Source organism: Rhizobium sp. 62_C5_N11_2 (assembly GCF_051811185.1).
Classification (GTDB): domain Bacteria; phylum Pseudomonadota; class Alphaproteobacteria; order Rhizobiales; family Rhizobiaceae; genus Rhizobium; species Rhizobium leguminosarum.
The window spans coordinates 3,426,330-3,442,500 of record NZ_JBPWPW010000001.1 but is presented as its reverse complement, the minus strand read 5'-3'; the positions used below and the strand labels follow the sequence as shown (position 1 = coordinate 3,442,500).

The 16,171-nt window shown below is 57.3% G+C and carries 14 protein-coding genes, 1 tRNA gene and 2 rRNA genes (1 of these 17 running past the window's edge); 7 read left to right on the top strand and 10 right to left on the bottom strand.

Features of this window, described 5'->3' with window-relative positions:
• The 3 genes from AB8B31_RS17185 to AB8B31_RS17175 all read left to right on the top strand — a co-directional run.
• A 23S ribosomal RNA gene (locus AB8B31_RS17185) occupies positions 1-1,514 on the top strand (it extends 1,301 nt beyond the left edge of the window).
• A gap of 242 nt (positions 1,515-1,756) precedes the next feature.
• A 5S ribosomal RNA gene (gene rrf, locus AB8B31_RS17180) occupies positions 1,757-1,871 on the top strand.
• Between the two features lie 248 nt (positions 1,872-2,119).
• Positions 2,120-2,196 (top strand) — tRNA-Met (locus tag AB8B31_RS17175).
• Positions 2,197-2,736: 540 nt separating this feature from the next.
• On the opposite strand, the gene AB8B31_RS17170 is transcribed toward AB8B31_RS17175, so the two are convergent.
• Together AB8B31_RS17170 and AB8B31_RS17165 are read right to left on the bottom strand one after the other, a co-directional pair.
• Positions 2,737-3,735: an ABC transporter permease gene (locus AB8B31_RS17170; protein WP_018446950.1), complete on the bottom strand. Its 999-nt coding sequence runs from the start codon at positions 3,733-3,735 to the stop codon at positions 2,737-2,739.
• 36 nt (positions 3,736-3,771) lie between these two features.
• Positions 3,772-4,512, bottom strand: coding sequence for an ATP-binding cassette domain-containing protein (locus AB8B31_RS17165; protein ID WP_018243386.1), 741 nt, complete (start codon positions 4,510-4,512; stop codon positions 3,772-3,774).
• Between the two features lie 259 nt (positions 4,513-4,771).
• On the opposite strand from AB8B31_RS17165, the gene AB8B31_RS17160 reads away from it, so the two are divergent.
• From AB8B31_RS17160 to AB8B31_RS17150, 3 genes are all read left to right on the top strand, one after another.
• On the top strand, positions 4,772-5,752 hold the full coding sequence (locus tag AB8B31_RS17160; protein ID WP_028733232.1) for an NAD-dependent epimerase/dehydratase family protein: 981 nt from the start codon (positions 4,772-4,774) through the stop codon (positions 5,750-5,752).
• 48 nt (positions 5,753-5,800) lie between these two features.
• A complete protein-coding gene (locus tag AB8B31_RS17155) occupies positions 5,801-6,787 on the top strand; it encodes a substrate-binding domain-containing protein (protein ID WP_018243384.1) in 987 nt (328 codons plus the stop codon).
• A 196-nt stretch (positions 6,788-6,983) separates the two neighbouring features.
• Positions 6,984-7,766: a FadR/GntR family transcriptional regulator gene (locus AB8B31_RS17150; protein WP_028733233.1), complete on the top strand. Its 783-nt coding sequence runs from the start codon at positions 6,984-6,986 to the stop codon at positions 7,764-7,766.
• A gap of 185 nt (positions 7,767-7,951) precedes the next feature.
• Here the strand turns inward: AB8B31_RS17150 and AB8B31_RS17145 are convergent, their stop codons facing one another.
• From AB8B31_RS17145 to AB8B31_RS17115, 7 genes are all read right to left on the bottom strand, one after another.
• Positions 7,952-8,092, bottom strand: coding sequence for a hypothetical protein (locus tag AB8B31_RS17145; protein WP_165505500.1), 141 nt, complete (start codon positions 8,090-8,092; stop codon positions 7,952-7,954).
• Positions 8,093-8,278: 186 nt separating this feature from the next.
• The gene (locus AB8B31_RS17140) at positions 8,279-9,079 is read right to left on the bottom strand and encodes an SDR family NAD(P)-dependent oxidoreductase (RefSeq protein ID WP_439007469.1); all 801 of its coding nucleotides are present in this window, start codon (positions 9,077-9,079) and stop codon (positions 8,279-8,281) included.
• Positions 9,076-9,861 (bottom strand): hypothetical protein, encoded by a 786-nt coding sequence (locus AB8B31_RS17135; protein ID WP_018243381.1) that lies wholly within the window; start codon positions 9,859-9,861, stop codon positions 9,076-9,078. Before AB8B31_RS17135 ends, AB8B31_RS17140 begins: the two co-directional genes overlap by 4 nt.
• A 10-nt stretch (positions 9,862-9,871) precedes the next feature.
• Positions 9,872-10,465: a protein-S-isoprenylcysteine O-methyltransferase gene (locus AB8B31_RS17130; RefSeq protein WP_018243380.1), complete on the bottom strand. Its 594-nt coding sequence runs from the start codon at positions 10,463-10,465 to the stop codon at positions 9,872-9,874.
• A gap of 51 nt (positions 10,466-10,516) precedes the next feature.
• Positions 10,517-11,101 (bottom strand): hypothetical protein, encoded by a 585-nt coding sequence (locus AB8B31_RS17125; protein WP_028733235.1) that lies wholly within the window; start codon positions 11,099-11,101, stop codon positions 10,517-10,519.
• A 158-nt stretch (positions 11,102-11,259) separates the two neighbouring features.
• On the bottom strand, positions 11,260-11,379 hold the full coding sequence (locus AB8B31_RS17120) for a hypothetical protein (protein WP_018243378.1): 120 nt from the start codon (positions 11,377-11,379) through the stop codon (positions 11,260-11,262).
• Between the two features lie 165 nt (positions 11,380-11,544).
• On the bottom strand, positions 11,545-12,132 hold the full coding sequence (locus AB8B31_RS17115; protein WP_026188513.1) for a L,D-transpeptidase: 588 nt from the start codon (positions 12,130-12,132) through the stop codon (positions 11,545-11,547).
• 230 nt (positions 12,133-12,362) lie between these two features.
• Here AB8B31_RS17115 and AB8B31_RS17110 point away from each other — a divergent pair, with 230 nt between their 5' ends.
• Entirely contained in the window at positions 12,363-13,118 is a 756-nt protein-coding gene (locus AB8B31_RS17110) for an SDR family NAD(P)-dependent oxidoreductase (RefSeq protein WP_018243376.1), read from the top strand.
• Positions 13,119-13,829: 711 nt separating this feature from the next.
• On the opposite strand, the gene AB8B31_RS17105 is transcribed toward AB8B31_RS17110, so the two are convergent.
• Positions 13,830-16,148, bottom strand: a complete 2,319-nt coding sequence (locus AB8B31_RS17105; protein ID WP_018446944.1) for a membrane-bound PQQ-dependent dehydrogenase, glucose/quinate/shikimate family — start codon at positions 16,146-16,148, stop codon at positions 13,830-13,832.
• Between the last annotated feature and the right edge of the window lie 23 nt (positions 16,149-16,171).

Genomic DNA, 16,171 nt, shown 5'->3' with positions numbered 1-16,171 from the left:
AAGTGCGAATGTTGACATGAGTAACGATAAAGAGGGTGAGAGACCCTCTCGCCGAAAGACCAAGGGTTCCTGCTTAAAGTTAATCTGAGCAGGGTTAGCCGGCCCCTAAGGCGAGGCAGAAATGCGTAGTCGATGGGAACCACGTTAATATTCGTGGGCCTGGTGGTAGTGACGGATTGCACAAGTTGTTCATTCTAATTGGATTGGATGGGCAGCGGAGCGGTTCCAGGAAATAGCTCCACCGTATAGACCGTACCCGAAACCGACACAGGTGGTCAGGTAGAGTATACCAAGGCGCTTGAGAGAACTATGTTGAAGGAACTCGGCAAATTGCACGCGTAACTTCGGAAGAAGCGTGACCCCATGCTAGGCAACTATTATGGGGTGGCACAGACCAGGGGGTAGCGACTGTTTATCAAAAACACAGGGCTCTGCGAAGTCGCAAGACGACGTATAGGGTCTGACGCCTGCCCGGTGCTGGAAGGTTAAGAGGAGAGGTGCAAGCTTTGAATCGAAGCCCCAGTAAACGGCGGCCGTAACTATAACGGTCCTAAGGTAGCGAAATTCCTTGTCGGGTAAGTTCCGACCTGCACGAATGGCGTAACGACTTCCCCGCTGTCTCCAACATAGACTCAGTGAAATTGAATTCCCCGTGAAGATGCGGGGTTCCTGCGGTCAGACGGAAAGACCCCGTGCACCTTTACTATAGCTTTACACTGGCATTCGTGTCGGCATGTGTAGGATAGGTGGTAGGCTTTGAAGCGGGGACGCCAGTTTCCGTGGAGCCATCCTTGAAATACCACCCTTATCGTCATGGATGTCTAACCGCGGCCCGTTATCCGGGTCCGGGACAGTGTATGGTGGGTAGTTTGACTGGGGCGGTCGCCTCCGAAAGAGTAACGGAGGCGCGCGATGGTGGGCTCAGACCGGTCGGAAATCGGTCGTCGAGTGCAATGGCATAAGCCCGCCTGACTGCGAGACTGACAAGTCGAGCAGAGACGAAAGTCGGTCATAGTGATCCGGTGGTCCCGCGTGGAAGGGCCATCGCTCAACGGATAAAAGGTACGCCGGGGATAACAGGCTGATGACCCCCAAGAGTCCATATCGACGGGGTTGTTTGGCACCTCGATGTCGGCTCATCGCATCCTGGGGCTGGAGCAGGTCCCAAGGGTTTGGCTGTTCGCCAATTAAAGCGGTACGTGAGCTGGGTTCAGAACGTCGTGAGACAGTTCGGTCCCTATCTGCCGTGGGTGTAGGAATATTGACAGGATCTGTCCCTAGTACGAGAGGACCGGGATGGACATATCTCTGGTGGACCTGTTGTCCTGCCAAGGGCATAGCAGGGTAGCTATATATGGACGGGATAACCGCTGAAGGCATCTAAGCGGGAAACCCACCTGAAAACGAGTATTCCCTATCAGAGCCGTGGAAGACGACCACGTTGATAGGCCGGGTGTGGAAGTGCGGCAACGCATGAAGCTTACCGGTACTAATAGCTCGATCGGCTTGATCGTTCTCATTGACTATGCTCATCTCAAGGCGACCGCAAAGCGGTCGTCCGGATCGATGATGCAAGACCTTTGTCCTGACGCGCCAATGGCGCTGCGGACGGCCCGCGCTACCAAGCGCGACGGCCTCTGGCCTGTATGGGTGCCACAAGCATCCGCAGTCAGAAGAGGTTCCAAAGACGTGTTCAAAAAAAGAAAACAGGCTAATGCCTGCCAGCTTCTCAAAACATATAGTTGCGCTTTGCCGACCTGGTGGTTATGGCGGGGTGGCTGCACCCGTTCCCTTTCCGAACACGGCCGTGAAACGCCCCTGCGCCCATGGTACTTCGTCTTAAGACGCGGGAGAGTAGGTCGCTGCCAGGTCTGCAAAGCGCAACTAATCAATCTTCTCATCACTAAACAAACGGCCCAAAGCCGAAACAAAAGGGCCGCTCACAAAGCGGCCTTTCGTGTTATAATACACCAGCAAATCCCAGCGATTTGCTCATGGCGCGGGGTGGAGCAGCCCGTTCGGCCTGAAATCGATCCACTGGATCGATTCCCTCACGGCCTCACCTCGTCAGGCTACGCCTGACAGCGCTCCCGGGCTCAAACAGCTCGGAATACAATAACGCGGGGTGGAGCAGCCCGGTAGCTCGTCAGGCTCATAACCTGAAGGCCGCAGGTTCAAATCCTGCCCCCGCAACCAATCCTTTCCTTCCAAAAATCAAAACGCTCCTCGTGGAGCATCCCGCTCGGCGGGCAATCGATTCACTGGATCGATTGCTTATCCGCCTCGCCTCGTCAGGCTCATAACTCGAAGGGTCCGAAGGACGGTTCAAATCCTGCCCCCGCAACCAAATCCCAAATATACGAACATTGACACACAAATGCCCGCCACTCCGGCGGGCTTTTTTGTGTCTAGTCTAAGGTACATCGCAGCAACAATCGTCAATGCAAACGCGGTTGGCGTCGCTCGCTGAGCTGCCGTCCCCGGTTCCAGCGGGCGATGGTCTCCGGCATTACGTCCGTCTTGCGTGCGGCGGGCTCGGCACTCATGCGGATCCGCTCGAGGGAAATACCCGCCTTGGCGATATAGTTGAGCGCGGCTGGATTGATTAAACGCGGCCGCTCTTGGAGCGGTCGCGAACCGCATTGCGTTTAATAGGACCACGCTTCGGGACAATCTAACAAATCCGGTCACTCACTCAAAACTCAAGACCAGCGTGCTCTCAAGGGCCTGCTTCTTCTACTCGCCCTGTCGCAAGTTGCGAAGTCTGTCGAAGAGGACGGCGAGCACGATTGCCCCACCGATAAAGCATCCTTGCCAGAATGCGTTGATGCCGAGCAGGCCAAGACTGTTGCGGATGACCTCGATAAGTGCGGCGCCGACCAGGGCTCCAAAGGCGGTGCCGACGCCGCCAGCCAGATTGGCGCCGCCGATAACCGCGGCGGCAATGACCTGAAGTTCCATTCCGGCGCCGATGTTTGTGGTGACGGCGCCGAGCCAGCCGGTTTGAATGATGCCGGCAACCCCCGCGGACAGGGCAGAAATCATATAGACGATGACCTTGATCCTCGGCACGGGAACGCCCGTCAGTGTCGCGGCGTGCTCATTGCCGCCGATGGCAAAGACATAGCGGCCGAACTTGGTCCAGCGCAGCACGAAACCGGTGATGAGTGCCAGCACGACCATGTAAAGCACTGGATTGGCGATGCCGAAAACCCAGGCGCCGCCACCCAGCGCCAGTAGCTTGTCGTGATCAGGTCCGAACTGGAAAACGACAGTGTTGTTGGACGCAACCATCGCAAGGCTGCGCGCAATCGACAACATGCCGAGCGTGACCACGAAAGGTGGGAAGCCGAGATAGGCAATCAATGCACCGTTGAAAGCTCCGACCAAAAGAGCAGTACCGATTGAGGCGGCGATGCCGACTTCAATGCTGTATCCCGCATGCATGACGACCGCCAGCACCATGCTGCACAGGCAAAGCACGGAGCCAACGGACAAATCGATGCCGCCGGTGATGATGACCAGCGTCATGCCTAGCGCGATAATGGCGACGAACGTGACGTTGCGGGTGATGTTGTAGATGTTCTTCGCCGTTGCAAAGGAGTCCGTCGCCATCGACAGAAAAATGCAGGCGAGAATGACGGCAATCAGCACCCAGAATGTCTGGCCGCCCATGATCGTCGCAAGCCAGCTGCGTTGCTTCTGTCCGATCGTTTGGTCAAGTGTAATCGCCATCGTCGACCTCCTTCCTGTTGCAACGGATAGCATCGATCACACCTGTTCGATGGCGCCGGTGATCAGTCCCGTCACTTCCTCCGGCGAACTTGCCGCAATCTGCTTGTCGGCTACTTTTCTGCCTCGCCGCATCACGATCACGCGGTCGGCGACCGAAAAGACGTCGGGCATGCGGTGGCTGATCAGGACAACTACAATACCCCGGTCCCGCAATTGGCGGATCAGATTCAGAACCTCAGCCACCTGGCGCACGGAAATGGCTGCTGTCGGCTCGTCCATCAATACGATTTTCGCTTCAGACAGCATCGTGCGGCCGATCGCTACCGCTTGCCGCTGGCCACCGGACATTTGCTTGACGAGATCGCGGGCCCGCGTCTCGGATTTGAGCTCGCGAAATATCTCGCTGGCGCGCTTGTACATGCTCTTGTGGTCGAGGATGCGAAGAGGCCATACCCCGCGGCGCAATTCTCGGCCAAGGAACACGTTGGCTGCCGCCGTCAGATTGTTGCAGAGCGCCAAGTCTTGATGAACGATCTCAATGCCATGCTGGCGCGCTTCCTTCGGCTGATGAAGCACGAGATCGGCGCCGTCGAGCCGCATGGTTCCATGGCTCGGTCGAAAGTTGCCGGCAATCATCTTCACCAGTGTGGACTTGCCAGCCCCGTTGTCGCCCATGAGGCCGACAACCTGCCCCGCTTCGAGCGAAAACGAAACATCGTTGACTGCCTGGATGGCACCGAAATGTTTGGAAATATTGCTGAGCTCAAGAACCGCCACCAGCCTCCGCGCCTCCCAAAACCTGCGGGCTATCCATCGCTCCCAACCCTGCTTGTCTTCGACGCAAGGCTCCGGCGCGTTCGCCTTTCCAATATCCTCCCAGGAAAAACGATTGGGAGCATTTACGCAAAACCCTGCGACAGCGTCAACTCATTGTCCGGGCCATTGACCTTATTGTCGCAAAAATCTGTTTTGTCAGACAAATATCATTTGACGAGAGTGGCGCCCGGATATTAGCTATCAATGGGGGAGAAAGAGCATGCTAATCCTTGTTACCGGTGCGACGGGCAAGGTCGGGCGGCGCTTCATTGCTGGGCTGCTTGACGATCCGAGATTTTCCAAAGCCCGTGTTCGTGCGCTTTGTCATAATCGTTTGTACGAGGCGACCGACCGCGTCGACGTCATCCAGGGCTCGATCGCCGATCGCGATGTCGTGGCAGCGGCGTTGGATGCGGTTACCCATGTCGTGCATCTCGCCACATGCAAGGAAACGCCTGAAGACATCATGGATGTCACGGTCAAAGGTCTCTTTTGGCTGCTCGAGGAGTTCCGTACGAGCGTCACGGCACGCCAGTTCATCCTGATCGGCGGTGATGCGGGGGTGGGACATTTCCACCATCGCCACGACGGCCCGATCACCGAGAACGCCCGCCATTGTGCCTATCCGGGAAGCTATGCGCTCTCCAAAGTCTTGGAAGAGGTCATGCTGGAGCAGTTTGGCATTCAGTACGGCCTCAATGGGTGTTGTCTGCGCGCGCCCTGGATCATGGAGAAGGACGATTTCAAGTATTCGCTTTCTTTTGGAGACGACGTCTTTGGCGGCCCAGACTGGAAGACGCTCGTTCCGGAGGACGCGGCGCGGCGTTATGCAGCGATGGGTACGGTGCCGCTGCTGCTCGATGCCGACGGGCGTCCGCTGAAACGCAATTTCGTGCATGTCGACGACCTCGTCTCGGCAATACTGGCAGCGATCGATAACCCCCGGGCAGAGCGGCAACTCTTCAATATCTGCATGGATCGACCAGTCGACTATGCTGAAGTCGCCGCCTATCTCCTGCGCACGCGCAATCTCGGCTCCATCGACATACCAAGCCGCTTCCATTCCAATTGGATGGACAACAGCAAAGCGAAATACCTGCTGGATTGGCGGCCAAACTACGATCTCGAAATGCTTATCGACTCAGCCTGGCAATACGAGCGTTCGAAGGAGGAGCCTCGCATCGTCTGGTATCCGGGTTGATTTCGTGTGGCGGGCACGCGGTGTCCGTCTGTTTCAAGGGAGGAAACTATGAGGAAGGCATTACTACTTACAGCCGCAGTCTTAGCACTCACCGCCGGGCAGGCCTTGGCCAAGAAGCAACTCGTCATCGTCGTCAAGGGCCTCGACAATCCGTTCTTCGAAGCAATCAATCAAGGTTGCCAGAAATGGAACAAAGAGAACCCCACGGCGGAATACGAGTGCTTCTACACCGGCCCGGCATCGACATCCGATGAAGCCGGCGAAGCGCAGATCGTTCAGGATATGTTGGGCAAGGCAGACACGGCTGCAATCGCAATATCGCCGTCAAATGCGAAGCTCATCGCCCAAACCCTCAAGACCGCCAATCCAACGGTTCCGGTGATGACGCTCGATGCCGATCTTGCCGCCGAGGATGCAGCCTTGCGCAAGACCTATCTTGGCACCGACAATTATCTGATGGGCGCCCGCATCGGGGAGTACATCAAGAAGGCCAAGCCGAAGGGCGGTAAGATCTGCACGATCGAAGGCAATCCGGGAGCAGACAATATTCTACGCCGCGCACAAGGGATGCGCGACACGCTCACTGGCCAGAAGGGCTTGACCGCGCTGAAAGGCGAGGGTGGTTGGACCGAGGTTGCCGGCTGCCCGGTGTTCACCAATGACAACGGTGCCGCGGGTGTTCAGGCAATGACCGATATTCTCGCGGCCAATCCCGACTTGGACGCATTCGGTATTATGGGTGGCTGGCCATTGTTCGGTGCGCCGCAACCCTATCGCGACCTGTTCAAACCGATGGCCGAGAAGATCGCTAGCAATGATTTCGTCATTGGTGCGGCCGACACGATCGGCGACGAGGTTGCCATTGCGAAGGAAGGTCTGGTGACTGCGCTCGTCGGCCAGCGGCCATTCGAGATGGGCTACAAGGCACCTTCGGTGATGATGGATCTGATTGCCGGCAAGCCGGTCGAAGATCCAGTCTTCACCGGGCTCGATGAGTGCACGAAGGATACAGTCGATACCTGCATTCAAAAGTAGGTTCAAAGTTTGGCGGCACTCGGTTCACGGGTGCCGCCGACTGTCCGCACGAGACGGATCGAAAGATCCGCAGGCTTGACGTGCCTTGGATTCCGCGCTTTTTGCGCAGGGTCAATCGCAGGCGACTTCCTCGTTATTACGATTGTTTTGATCATACGTGCAGACAGTCGAAAGAATGCTGAGGCAGTAGAAATAAATGCCTGACAAGAAATCGGGAAAGCCGACGGCTCCGGTCGAGGTGGCGGCGGTTGACCGCTCGGCCACCACAAGGCGCCCAAATGCTCCCCGCATGACTGGGGCGAGTGTGCATGTGTCCTTAGCGGGCGAGATCGGTCTGCGAATCGTGCGTGGCGATTATCCGCCGGGCACGATTCTGCCAAATGAAGCAAAATGGTCGGAAGTCTTTGACGTCAGCCGATCGGCGGTTCGCGAAGCTATCAAGATGTTGATGGCAAAGGGCCTGCTTTCCTCTCGTCCGAAAATCGGCAGCTGGGTGGAGCCCAAGGAACGTTGGAACCTTCTGGATAGAGATGTCTTGGGCTGGTATGCCGCATCTCCCGATCGGGAATCCTTTCTGAGGGCCGTGCAAGAACTCAGGCATATGATCGAACCGGAAGCGACTGCGCTTGCTGCGGAACGCCGAACCGAAGAGCAGATGAATGCGATCAGCCAGGCCCTGCATGACATGGATCGGGCGACATCGCTCCAGCAGCGAACGGAATCCGATGCGCGATTTCACATCGCGATCCTGCGCGCCTCCGGAAATGATCTGCTGGTGCCGCTCGGCGTATTGATCGAATCGGCGCTGAACCACCTCTTCGCCCATGTCACGCGGGAGGAAGACAACTTGCGATATGCGCTGAAGCTTCATGAAAATATTGAGAAAAGCATCCGATTGCAGCGGCCGAACATGGCGCGCAACGCAGTCCGCAAGGTGCTGGCAAATACCGATCAAATCATAGCACGGTGGTCGCGATAGAAGTCTGCATCCAGCCCGGCTCAGGCTGCTAGGCCCGCGTGGTACCTTCGCCGACTCCGGATGTAACGCAAAGCGGATCCGCGCTTCGGAGGTCGTCTATAAATATTGAAATTACAGGCCTCCGTAGTTTCAGTCCGCCGCAACCAAATCCACAAAAGATGCGCTATCAAGCGGGTTTTTTGCGTCTAATGTCCGGTGATCGCCCGGGTTGAGTTCCCTGAGGCCGGTCTTTCTTCGAGATCGTTCCGCACCTCGGCAAGATTGCGCCAGGTCATCAGATCGAGAACTTCCATGGAGGCCACGATGCTGGCGATGAGGCCACGCACCTGCAACGCCCCCGGCTGATGGCGGGTGTCTCGCCGATCAGGCGTTTCTCGACAAGTTGGAGGACGATCGGAATGGGCATCCGTTTTGCATCCTCTTCGCGCCCGTTGCGGGCTCGGAATCGGCTTGCATCACGCCGGAGACCGGCTCTGGCAACATACCTCAAGGTTATTCCCTGAACCGCAACGTTATGGATCTTTGCTTCTGCGCTGCAGGCGACCGATGAGGGGGAGGACAGCCGCGGTCGGCAAGAATGCGACAAGAGTGAGCAACTTGGCTGAAATGCCAGGGACAACGCGGCGACGGCCCGAGTTGAATCCTCTCCAGGCCCGCTCAGCGACATATTCAGCGTCCAACTTGGGCAATATCTTGAAGAGAGCCGCCCGGTTCGCGCCAGCCTTTTCGAGGAATTCGGTGGACACCGGTCCGGGCGCGACACATGTCACCGTAACGCCAAAGCGGCGCACTTCCTGATGGAGCGCGTCCGAAAAAGAGTGCACGAAACCCTTGCTTGCGTAGTACAACGCCATATACGGCCCGGGAAACAAACCCGCTATGGAGCCGAGATTGATCACGCCGCCACGTCCGCGCGCAAGCATTCCGGGCAGGAAGCGAAGGGTCAAGTCCGTCAGGGCGCGTATATTGAGATCGACGATCCCAAGCTGATCGTTGAGGGAGAGTAATGTTGCTGCGCCTCGCAGGCCATACCCGGCACTGTTGACCAGCACGCCGCAGACCAAATCATTGGCGGTTAGAAAAGCCTCAAGACGCTCGGACGCGTCGGCTGCAAGCAGATCCAGTTCCAGCGTGAAGGCCTCACCGCCGGCCTGCTGTACCTCGGCCGCCGCAGCGGTGAGGCCTTCAGGCGAGCGCGCGATGAGCACGACGACGTTGCGGTCGCGTGCGGCAACCTTTGCGATTGCTCGTCCAATGCCGCGGGAACCGCCAACCACGACGACAGCCGAACGGAACTCGTTGTGCGGGGTCACTTCGATGTTCCTACCGACGGCATGATGGTCGCGGCTCCCCTGTGGACGAGGCTATTTACTTCGTCGGTGACCTCGCCATTCAAGATCCTTTCGAATCGTTCCAATGCCCGTGCCACATTCGCTCCATCCATAACCCTGTGGTCGTAGTGAATGCGGACAGTAACCGATCCATCCTCGCCGATCGGGCCGTAGTTGAAAAGTGTGGTCAGCGGACTGAGAGGGTTGAGAGACTCCGCTCCGAGACCCGAATAGACAGACAGTTGGAAGGTGCCGAAATAGCGCGCTCGCTTCCGTCCTATATTGAGTCCGAGCCACATGAGCAGCCACCTCACAGGGGCAGGTGCGCGAGCAAGCTCCAGAGAGCGCCGAAACTCCTTGATCTCCAGAACCGGAAGTGACCTCGCTGAACGGATCAGCGTCTCCAGCTCGGGGATTGAGCGTTGCTCGGGACCTTTGATGGTGCTCAGCAGAACGACCCGTTCTCCGTCATGCTCGCGCTCATGGGCAATGGAGGCCACGCTGGCCGGATATTCATAGAGTTGTGGCCACGGAAACTTGATGTAAGCGCGCCGCAATTCAGGAATTTCTTGAGAGAGCAGAGCGTATCCCTTCAAGAAAAGCACCGTCCAGGACGGCCGGGCATCCGCTCCGTCTCTTGCATCCAGGAGGGGCCGAACGTTCATTTGCCGCTGGACCGTCACACGCGGCACCCCGATCGAGAATCTCATCAGATCTCCGACAAGGCGTCGCGATGCCGAGAGCTTGATCGTTCGGCCTCTCATCTTGCCACCTCTAATAAAGATAAGGGATGATGCGCTTGGTCTTCGCCATATACGCTTGATATTGCGGACCGAAAACTTCCAGCATCATACGTTCTTCCTTGTCCACCCTTAGGAAGAATAGAACGGTGAAACCGATCAGGCCCGCCATGCCTGCCACCCAGTTCGGCAGCAGAAACACTTGTGAAAGCCCCATCAAAAGGAACGACGTGTACATGGGGTGGCGGACAAGGGCGTACGGGCCAGCGCATATCAATTCGTGCTGCTGGCGGATCTCCAGCGTAATCGACCAATTTCGTCCTAATTGCTTGTGGGTTCTTCGAAAGACCCACATCGCGGCGCAGAAGAGTATTGTCCCGATCACGACGGCCCACAAATGGGCGGTATAGTTGGCTGCCTCAGGGATGCCGGTCGCGACGTAAAATCCCGGCACGATCGCAAGTCCTGCGAGGGCTGCCGCAAGTCCGACCGCCTCCGAACCGGTACGGCGTTTACTGACGACCGGCACTCGCTTTGCGCGACGCTCAAATGGGTATCGAATGATGCACCAGGCAACAATTCCGAGAACCCAGACGCCCTCGCCGACGACGGCTGCTGATAAGTTCAAATCAAGTCACCAGAACCTTTCCATGATCTGCCTTCTTGGATGCCCCGGTAATCAACCTGTATTCATCTCCCGAAGGTTTGTAATGAACTGTTGCGGCCTTAGCCAAATGCTGGGCGCCTTATAACCCATGTGCCGTGCGATATCCGCCACAAAGGCATTGCAGTTGTATACCGATGCCTCCCAGAGACGAGAGGTTGCCTGCAGTTTGCGTATATACGCAACTGTGTCGTTATATTCATTATCACTCAGCATCACACGCCAGCTTGCTGATCTGTACTGCTCTTCCAGGTCACCATCCGTTGGTCCGGTCGAGGCCGGAACCGGTATGAAGTGGCCTATTACATACTGCGCGGCATCGGGAGAAGCTGGGGCAAGCCCTGCAACTTCGGGATTGATCATATTTCCGTTTTTATCCGCCTGCCCAAAAACGACGTAGGTGTGGCCGTAAGTCAGCGCATAGCGTGAGCGGAATTCGATGAAATGCCGATTTGATTTGTTTTCAGCCGTATTGGTTGGAGCTACGCCTCTGCCGTTGGATGTATAATGCGGTAAAGGCCTTTTGTCTTCTGTCTGGCATGACGATGCCACGAACGCCAACATAACAACTAGCGACACACCGCCTCTTCCAAGCGCCATCACTAAGCTCCATATGCAGGCCCTGACGAATGCGAGCCCGAAGTCAGCATATAAAAATGCCACTCTTGCGCTGTGAGTTACGAAGGAGCGCAGCTTGGCGGTTTATGTAAGAAGAGGAAGGGTCTATGTGACCCTTCCTAAGAATCAAACCCGATATGCTACTTGTAGACTGCTTCTGCCGGCGGTGGGGCCTTCCCCTTGCCTTTGCCAATCGACCCGCAAGCACTCAGATTGGCCACCGCAAACATCGCAACGATTACAATTAGAATTCTGCTCATCAGGAAGTCCTCTCCTCATCATGGAATAGCCTTTCAGGCTACACCTTAAAGTTTAGCGACAATCAGTACCCTGGATAGGGCAGACATGATGCAACATGCAACGAATCTACATTAGCAGATACATATTGCTATGGCCAACCCCGCGATTTCAAATGGTAAACACCATCAGATGACAACCACGCGCGTGCCTACGCGTGCACGGGAGTAGAGGTCGACGATGTTTGTGTTCGTCAGGCGAATACACCCATTCGAAACGGCACGGCCTATCGACCAGGGGGCATTCGTTCCGTGCAACCGGAACAGGGTATCTTCTCCTCCTTGGTAGAGGTAGAGGGCCGCTGCACCGAGAGGGTTGAGCGGTCCTCCCGGTATCCCATCGGCATACTTGGCCAGCCGGGGCTTGCGCTGAATCATGTCATTGGTGGGCTTCCACGAAGGCCACTCTGCCTTATAGCCGATGGTAGCCTCGCCCTTGAAACTCAGTCCTTCCTCACCGACGGCAACGCCATAGCGAGTCGCCAGTCCGTCTGCCTCCACGAAGTAAAGGTAGCGGCTCGCCGTATCGACGACGATAGTTCCGGGCGGTTCACTCCCCGTATACGCGACCTCCTGTCGTCGATAGCGGGGATCGGCATCCGGATCCCTCGCGAATCGGTAGCCCAGTGGCGGCCCATCGCCCGAAGTACATCCAGAAAGCATCAGAGCCAGGCTCCCCAGCACGAGCCCCCGGCGTGTAATATGCTGTTTGTCCATTTCCACCTGCCAAGTAACTCCGTCGATCCCGTTCATTCCAAATTAGCCCGTTCATTCCAAATTAGATTGCGACATCTTTTGATAAAGACACTCAACTCTGTGGAGGATGAGTTCGCAACACTGGCAACATCTCAAGCTGCGCAATACCATGCCCTTCTATTTATCCGTGAAACCCCTTGCATCAATAATCGCGCCGATCGAATATTAGCATATCAACAAGGACAGAGACGATGAAGCTTTGCCTGGAAGGAAAAATCGCGATCGTAACGGGCGCAGGTTCCGGAATTGGTGCCGCCGTTTCCCGACACCTCGCTGAGGAGGGTGCCGAGGTTGTTGTCGCCGATATCAATGCTGACGCAGCACACACGATTGCCGCCGCAATCAGATCAGAGGGAGGCCGCGCCCGTGAATTTGTCGTCGATGTCAGTGACAGTGAAAGTGTGCAGAGACTTGTCGATTTTACCGTCGAGACATGTGGCGGCTTGAATCTGGCGGTCAATAATGCGGGAATCGATGGGATGCGCGCAGCGGTCGCAGACTATCCGCTCGATAATTGGCACAAGGTGATGAACGTCAATCTGAACGGCGTCTTCTATTGCATGAAGTCCGAAATTGGCGCGATGCTGAAGCTGGGCGGCGGTGCAATCGTGAATATGTCTTCCACTCTCGGGACCGTTGGATTACCCACCGCGGCGGCATACACCGCGGCCAAGCACGGGGTTGTTGGACTGACGAAAGTCGCAGCGATGGAGTATGCGAGATTGGGTATCCGCATAAATGCCGTCGGTCCCGGCTGGATCGAAACGCCACTTTTGTCAGAGCATCTTGAGGCGGCGAGTACGCGACGCATGGCATCGCTTCAACCAATGGGCAGGCGTGGAAAACCGGAAGAGGTCGCGACTCTTGTGTGTTTCCTCCTGTCCGAGCAGGCCAGCTTCATCACTGGGGTGCACTATTTGGTGGACGGGGCCTATACCGCTCACTGAAGAAAGGCCTTGAGAAGATGCGACGATGTCCAACCTGTCTCCATTTTGCCTGGTGGTGTGGCTGGCCGGGATAGCCCGTGTTTTACACGACATCGCGGTCCTCTCCGGTGATCCTGTCGGCTATCGCCATGTGGGGCCACGTTGGGGGTTCTCACGAACAGCAAGACCGGACATGACGGCCATCGCCGCTAACGGGGCGAGATGAGGCGTGGATTGTGTCGGAGAGTTTGCGGTCGGCGCGATGATGGATGACGGTGTGGAGCGTGCCAGACTGAGGCCGAACATACTGTCGTCGTGGCGAACGATGGCGCGGTGTGGCAAGCGCATGTCTCCGAATGCGCCGTTCATCTCCGGCTCCGTCGGCAGGTGCAGAGAACGAGCCGCCAGGGGCACTTCCACCAGTTTCGTCGCTGCCTTCGGAAACCGCGATCATGTGCTAGCGGGAGAAGAGCGAGTGGTCACAGGGCGCGAAAGGACAGGTGGAAATAATTGCGGTGCATTCCGTTGGTGACTTTCAGGAGCTTCAAATCTCAGCGCAAATCGGGCCCCAGGCATTCTCCTAGATGACCAAAAGAGAGCCCCCCGACAAGGGGGCGTGTGCCGGACCGTAGCTGAGATTGGAAATAGCGCGCAACAACCGAATCGAAGTCGGAATACGCGCTGCTTTTGCGAGGTTTTCGATCCAAGCTCTTCCATCATGCAAACCCCTCGCTAATCTCGGCTCTTCAAAGAGAATGCAAGGACGTAGTCGCCGATATCCTTCGAATAGGGTGCGCCGCCAACCGATATCAGGACATATTGCTTGCCTGTTTTCGGTGAGACATAGGTCATGGGCGTCGCGCTCGAGCCGACCGGCAGGGGATATTTCCAGAGCTCGGTACCGTTCTCGGCGTCATAGGCGCGGATATAATAATCCTGGAAACCAGCGAAAAAGACGACACCGCCGGCGGTCGCCGACGTGCCGGCGTAGCTCGGCAGACCCATCGGCATAGGCAGCTTGGTTTTGATCTTGAACGGCCCGAGTTCTTCGGCTGTGCCGGCCGGAACCTGCCATGCGATCTTGCGGGTGTTGAGATCCACTGCGGTGACGGTACCGAAGGGCGGCTGCGTGCAGGGAACGCGGAGCCTCGACGTCCACATTTCAGTAGCCATTGCGTAAGGTGTGCCTCGTTGCGGTGCCGAGGGGCCGTGCGCCGTCGTGGTGAGGGCGAAGTCGACATACTCCTCGCGCGGAATGAGTGCGAAGAGACTGGGCACGCGGATATCGTTCATGAAGACCCGGTTGTTGGGCAGATCGACCGACACGCTTCCCCAATTGAGGCCCCCCAGATTTCCCGGCTGCTGGATCGCATACTGCGTGCCGATCGGGGTGAAATCGCCGTCGTAGCGCATCTTGCGGAATGCGATGCGGCATGCCAGCTGATCGAACATCGTCAGGCCCCAGGCCGTCTGCTCCGTCACGCGCTCCGCACCGATTGTCGGCATGCCGACGGAGTAGGGCTGCGTCGGGGAGAGTTTCTCTTCCGGCGCGCCACCGTCCTGCGACACCGGCTTCTCCTCAACTTCGGCAAGCGGTGTGCCGGTCCGGCGGTCGAGGAGAAAAAGCTGCCCGCGTTTGGTGGTCTGCAGGAGAGCAGGCACGGTGGCGCCATTACCGTCAGGCAGGTCGATCAGGACCGGTTGGGCCGGCAGGTCATAGTCCCAGATATCGTGATGCACGGTCTGGAATTTCCATTTCTCGCGACCCGTCGTCACATCGAGCGCCACCAATGTCGCGTTATACTGATCGGCGAAACCAGGGCGATTGACGCCGTAATAATCCGGGGTGGTATTGCCAAGCGGCGCATAGATGAGACCGAGCTTGTCGTCGAATGCGGCCGTCGTCCACATGTTGGGGGTGGCCCGCGTATAAGTCTGGCCCTCCGGCGGGAGTTTGGTGATCTCAGGGTTGCCGAGATCCCATGCCCATTCGAGCTCGCCGGTGACCACGTTGAACGCGCGGATGACGCCCGAAGGTTCGCCGATCTCCTGATTGTCCGTGACCCAGCCTCCGACGACGATCAGGTTGCGGGCAATCAGCGGCGCCGATGTCTGGAAATAATAGCCTGTCTTGACTTCGCCCATGCCCTGGGAAAGCTGCACGGTGCCGTTGTCTCCGAAGCTCTTGCAGGGAACGCCAGTCTTGCTGTCGATCTCCAGGAGACGGGCATCAATCGTCGTCTGCACCAAACGCTCGTTGCAAGGACCATCGGCGGATTGCGCTTCTTGCGGCATCTTGTAGTAACCGAGACCGCGGCAGCGCTGCCAGTAAGGCGCCGTCGCCTTGGGGTCGAAGGTCCAGCGGGGTTTGCCTGTATCTGCATCGAGCGCTGCGATCACATCTGTCGGCGTGCAGGTGTAGACCGTATCGCCGATCTGCAGAGGCGTGTTCTGATCGGCGCCATCGCTTTTTCCGGTGCGATATGTCCAGGCAAGATCGAGCTTGGACACGTTGCCGCGGTTGATCTGATCGAATGGGGAATAACGGTCTCCCGCCGTAGTGCGGCCATAGGATGTCCAGTCGGAGGGAGCGTTGTCGCCCTTGGCGGGCTTGTAGGCGGTGATGTCGGCGGATGGGCGGATGACGCCGTGCGGTACGAAGCTGAGACCGAAACCCGCGACAAAGATGAGAGCGGTCACCAAGGCGCCGGCATAAAAGACCTTCCGGTTGGCGCTCGGGGAACGCGACGGCGCAAACAGAAGCGCAAAGCCTGCCAGCGCGATGGGGGACATCAAGCGGGCAAAAAGCGCCCAAAAATTAAGACCCGACTCCCATAACGCCCAGGGAAGGGTGAAGACGGCGACAAGCAGGACGATGAGGCTGCCGGATATCTTCCGGCGCCACAGCAGAAACGCGCCAACCACATAAGAAAGCCCAACGATCGCGTAATAGGGGGAGCCGCCGAGGCGTAGCAGCCAGGCGCCGCCTCCGATCAGCCCCAATCCGATAAAGGCGAGAACAAGACAAAATAGGGTAGCCAGAAATTTCATAGTCTCCTCATCCAATCCGCCGC

Excerpts from the sequence above, each read along its gene's own strand:
- AB8B31_RS17150 (WP_028733233.1), top strand. The coding sequence starts at position 6,984 with ATGCCTGACAAGAAATCGGGAAAGCCGACGGCTCCGGTCGAGGTGGCG.
- AB8B31_RS17110 (WP_018243376.1), top strand. The coding sequence starts at position 12,363 with ATGAAGCTTTGCCTGGAAGGAAAAATCGCGATCGTAACGGGCGCAGGT.
- AB8B31_RS17105 (WP_018446944.1), bottom strand. The coding sequence starts at position 16,148 with ATGAAATTTCTGGCTACCCTATTTTGTCTTGTTCTCGCCTTTATCGGA.
- AB8B31_RS17125 (WP_028733235.1), bottom strand. The coding sequence starts at position 11,101 with ATGGCGCTTGGAAGAGGCGGTGTGTCGCTAGTTGTTATGTTGGCGTTC.
- AB8B31_RS17155 (WP_018243384.1), top strand. The coding sequence starts at position 5,801 with ATGAGGAAGGCATTACTACTTACAGCCGCAGTCTTAGCACTCACCGCC.
- AB8B31_RS17170 (WP_018446950.1), bottom strand. The coding sequence starts at position 3,735 with ATGGCGATTACACTTGACCAAACGATCGGACAGAAGCAACGCAGCTGG.
- AB8B31_RS17120 (WP_018243378.1), bottom strand. The coding sequence starts at position 11,379 with ATGAGCAGAATTCTAATTGTAATCGTTGCGATGTTTGCGGTGGCCAAT.
- AB8B31_RS17135 (WP_018243381.1), bottom strand. The coding sequence starts at position 9,861 with ATGAGAGGCCGAACGATCAAGCTCTCGGCATCGCGACGCCTTGTCGGA.
- AB8B31_RS17160 (WP_028733232.1), top strand. The coding sequence starts at position 4,772 with ATGCTAATCCTTGTTACCGGTGCGACGGGCAAGGTCGGGCGGCGCTTC.
- AB8B31_RS17115 (WP_026188513.1), bottom strand. The coding sequence starts at position 12,132 with ATGGACAAACAGCATATTACACGCCGGGGGCTCGTGCTGGGGAGCCTG.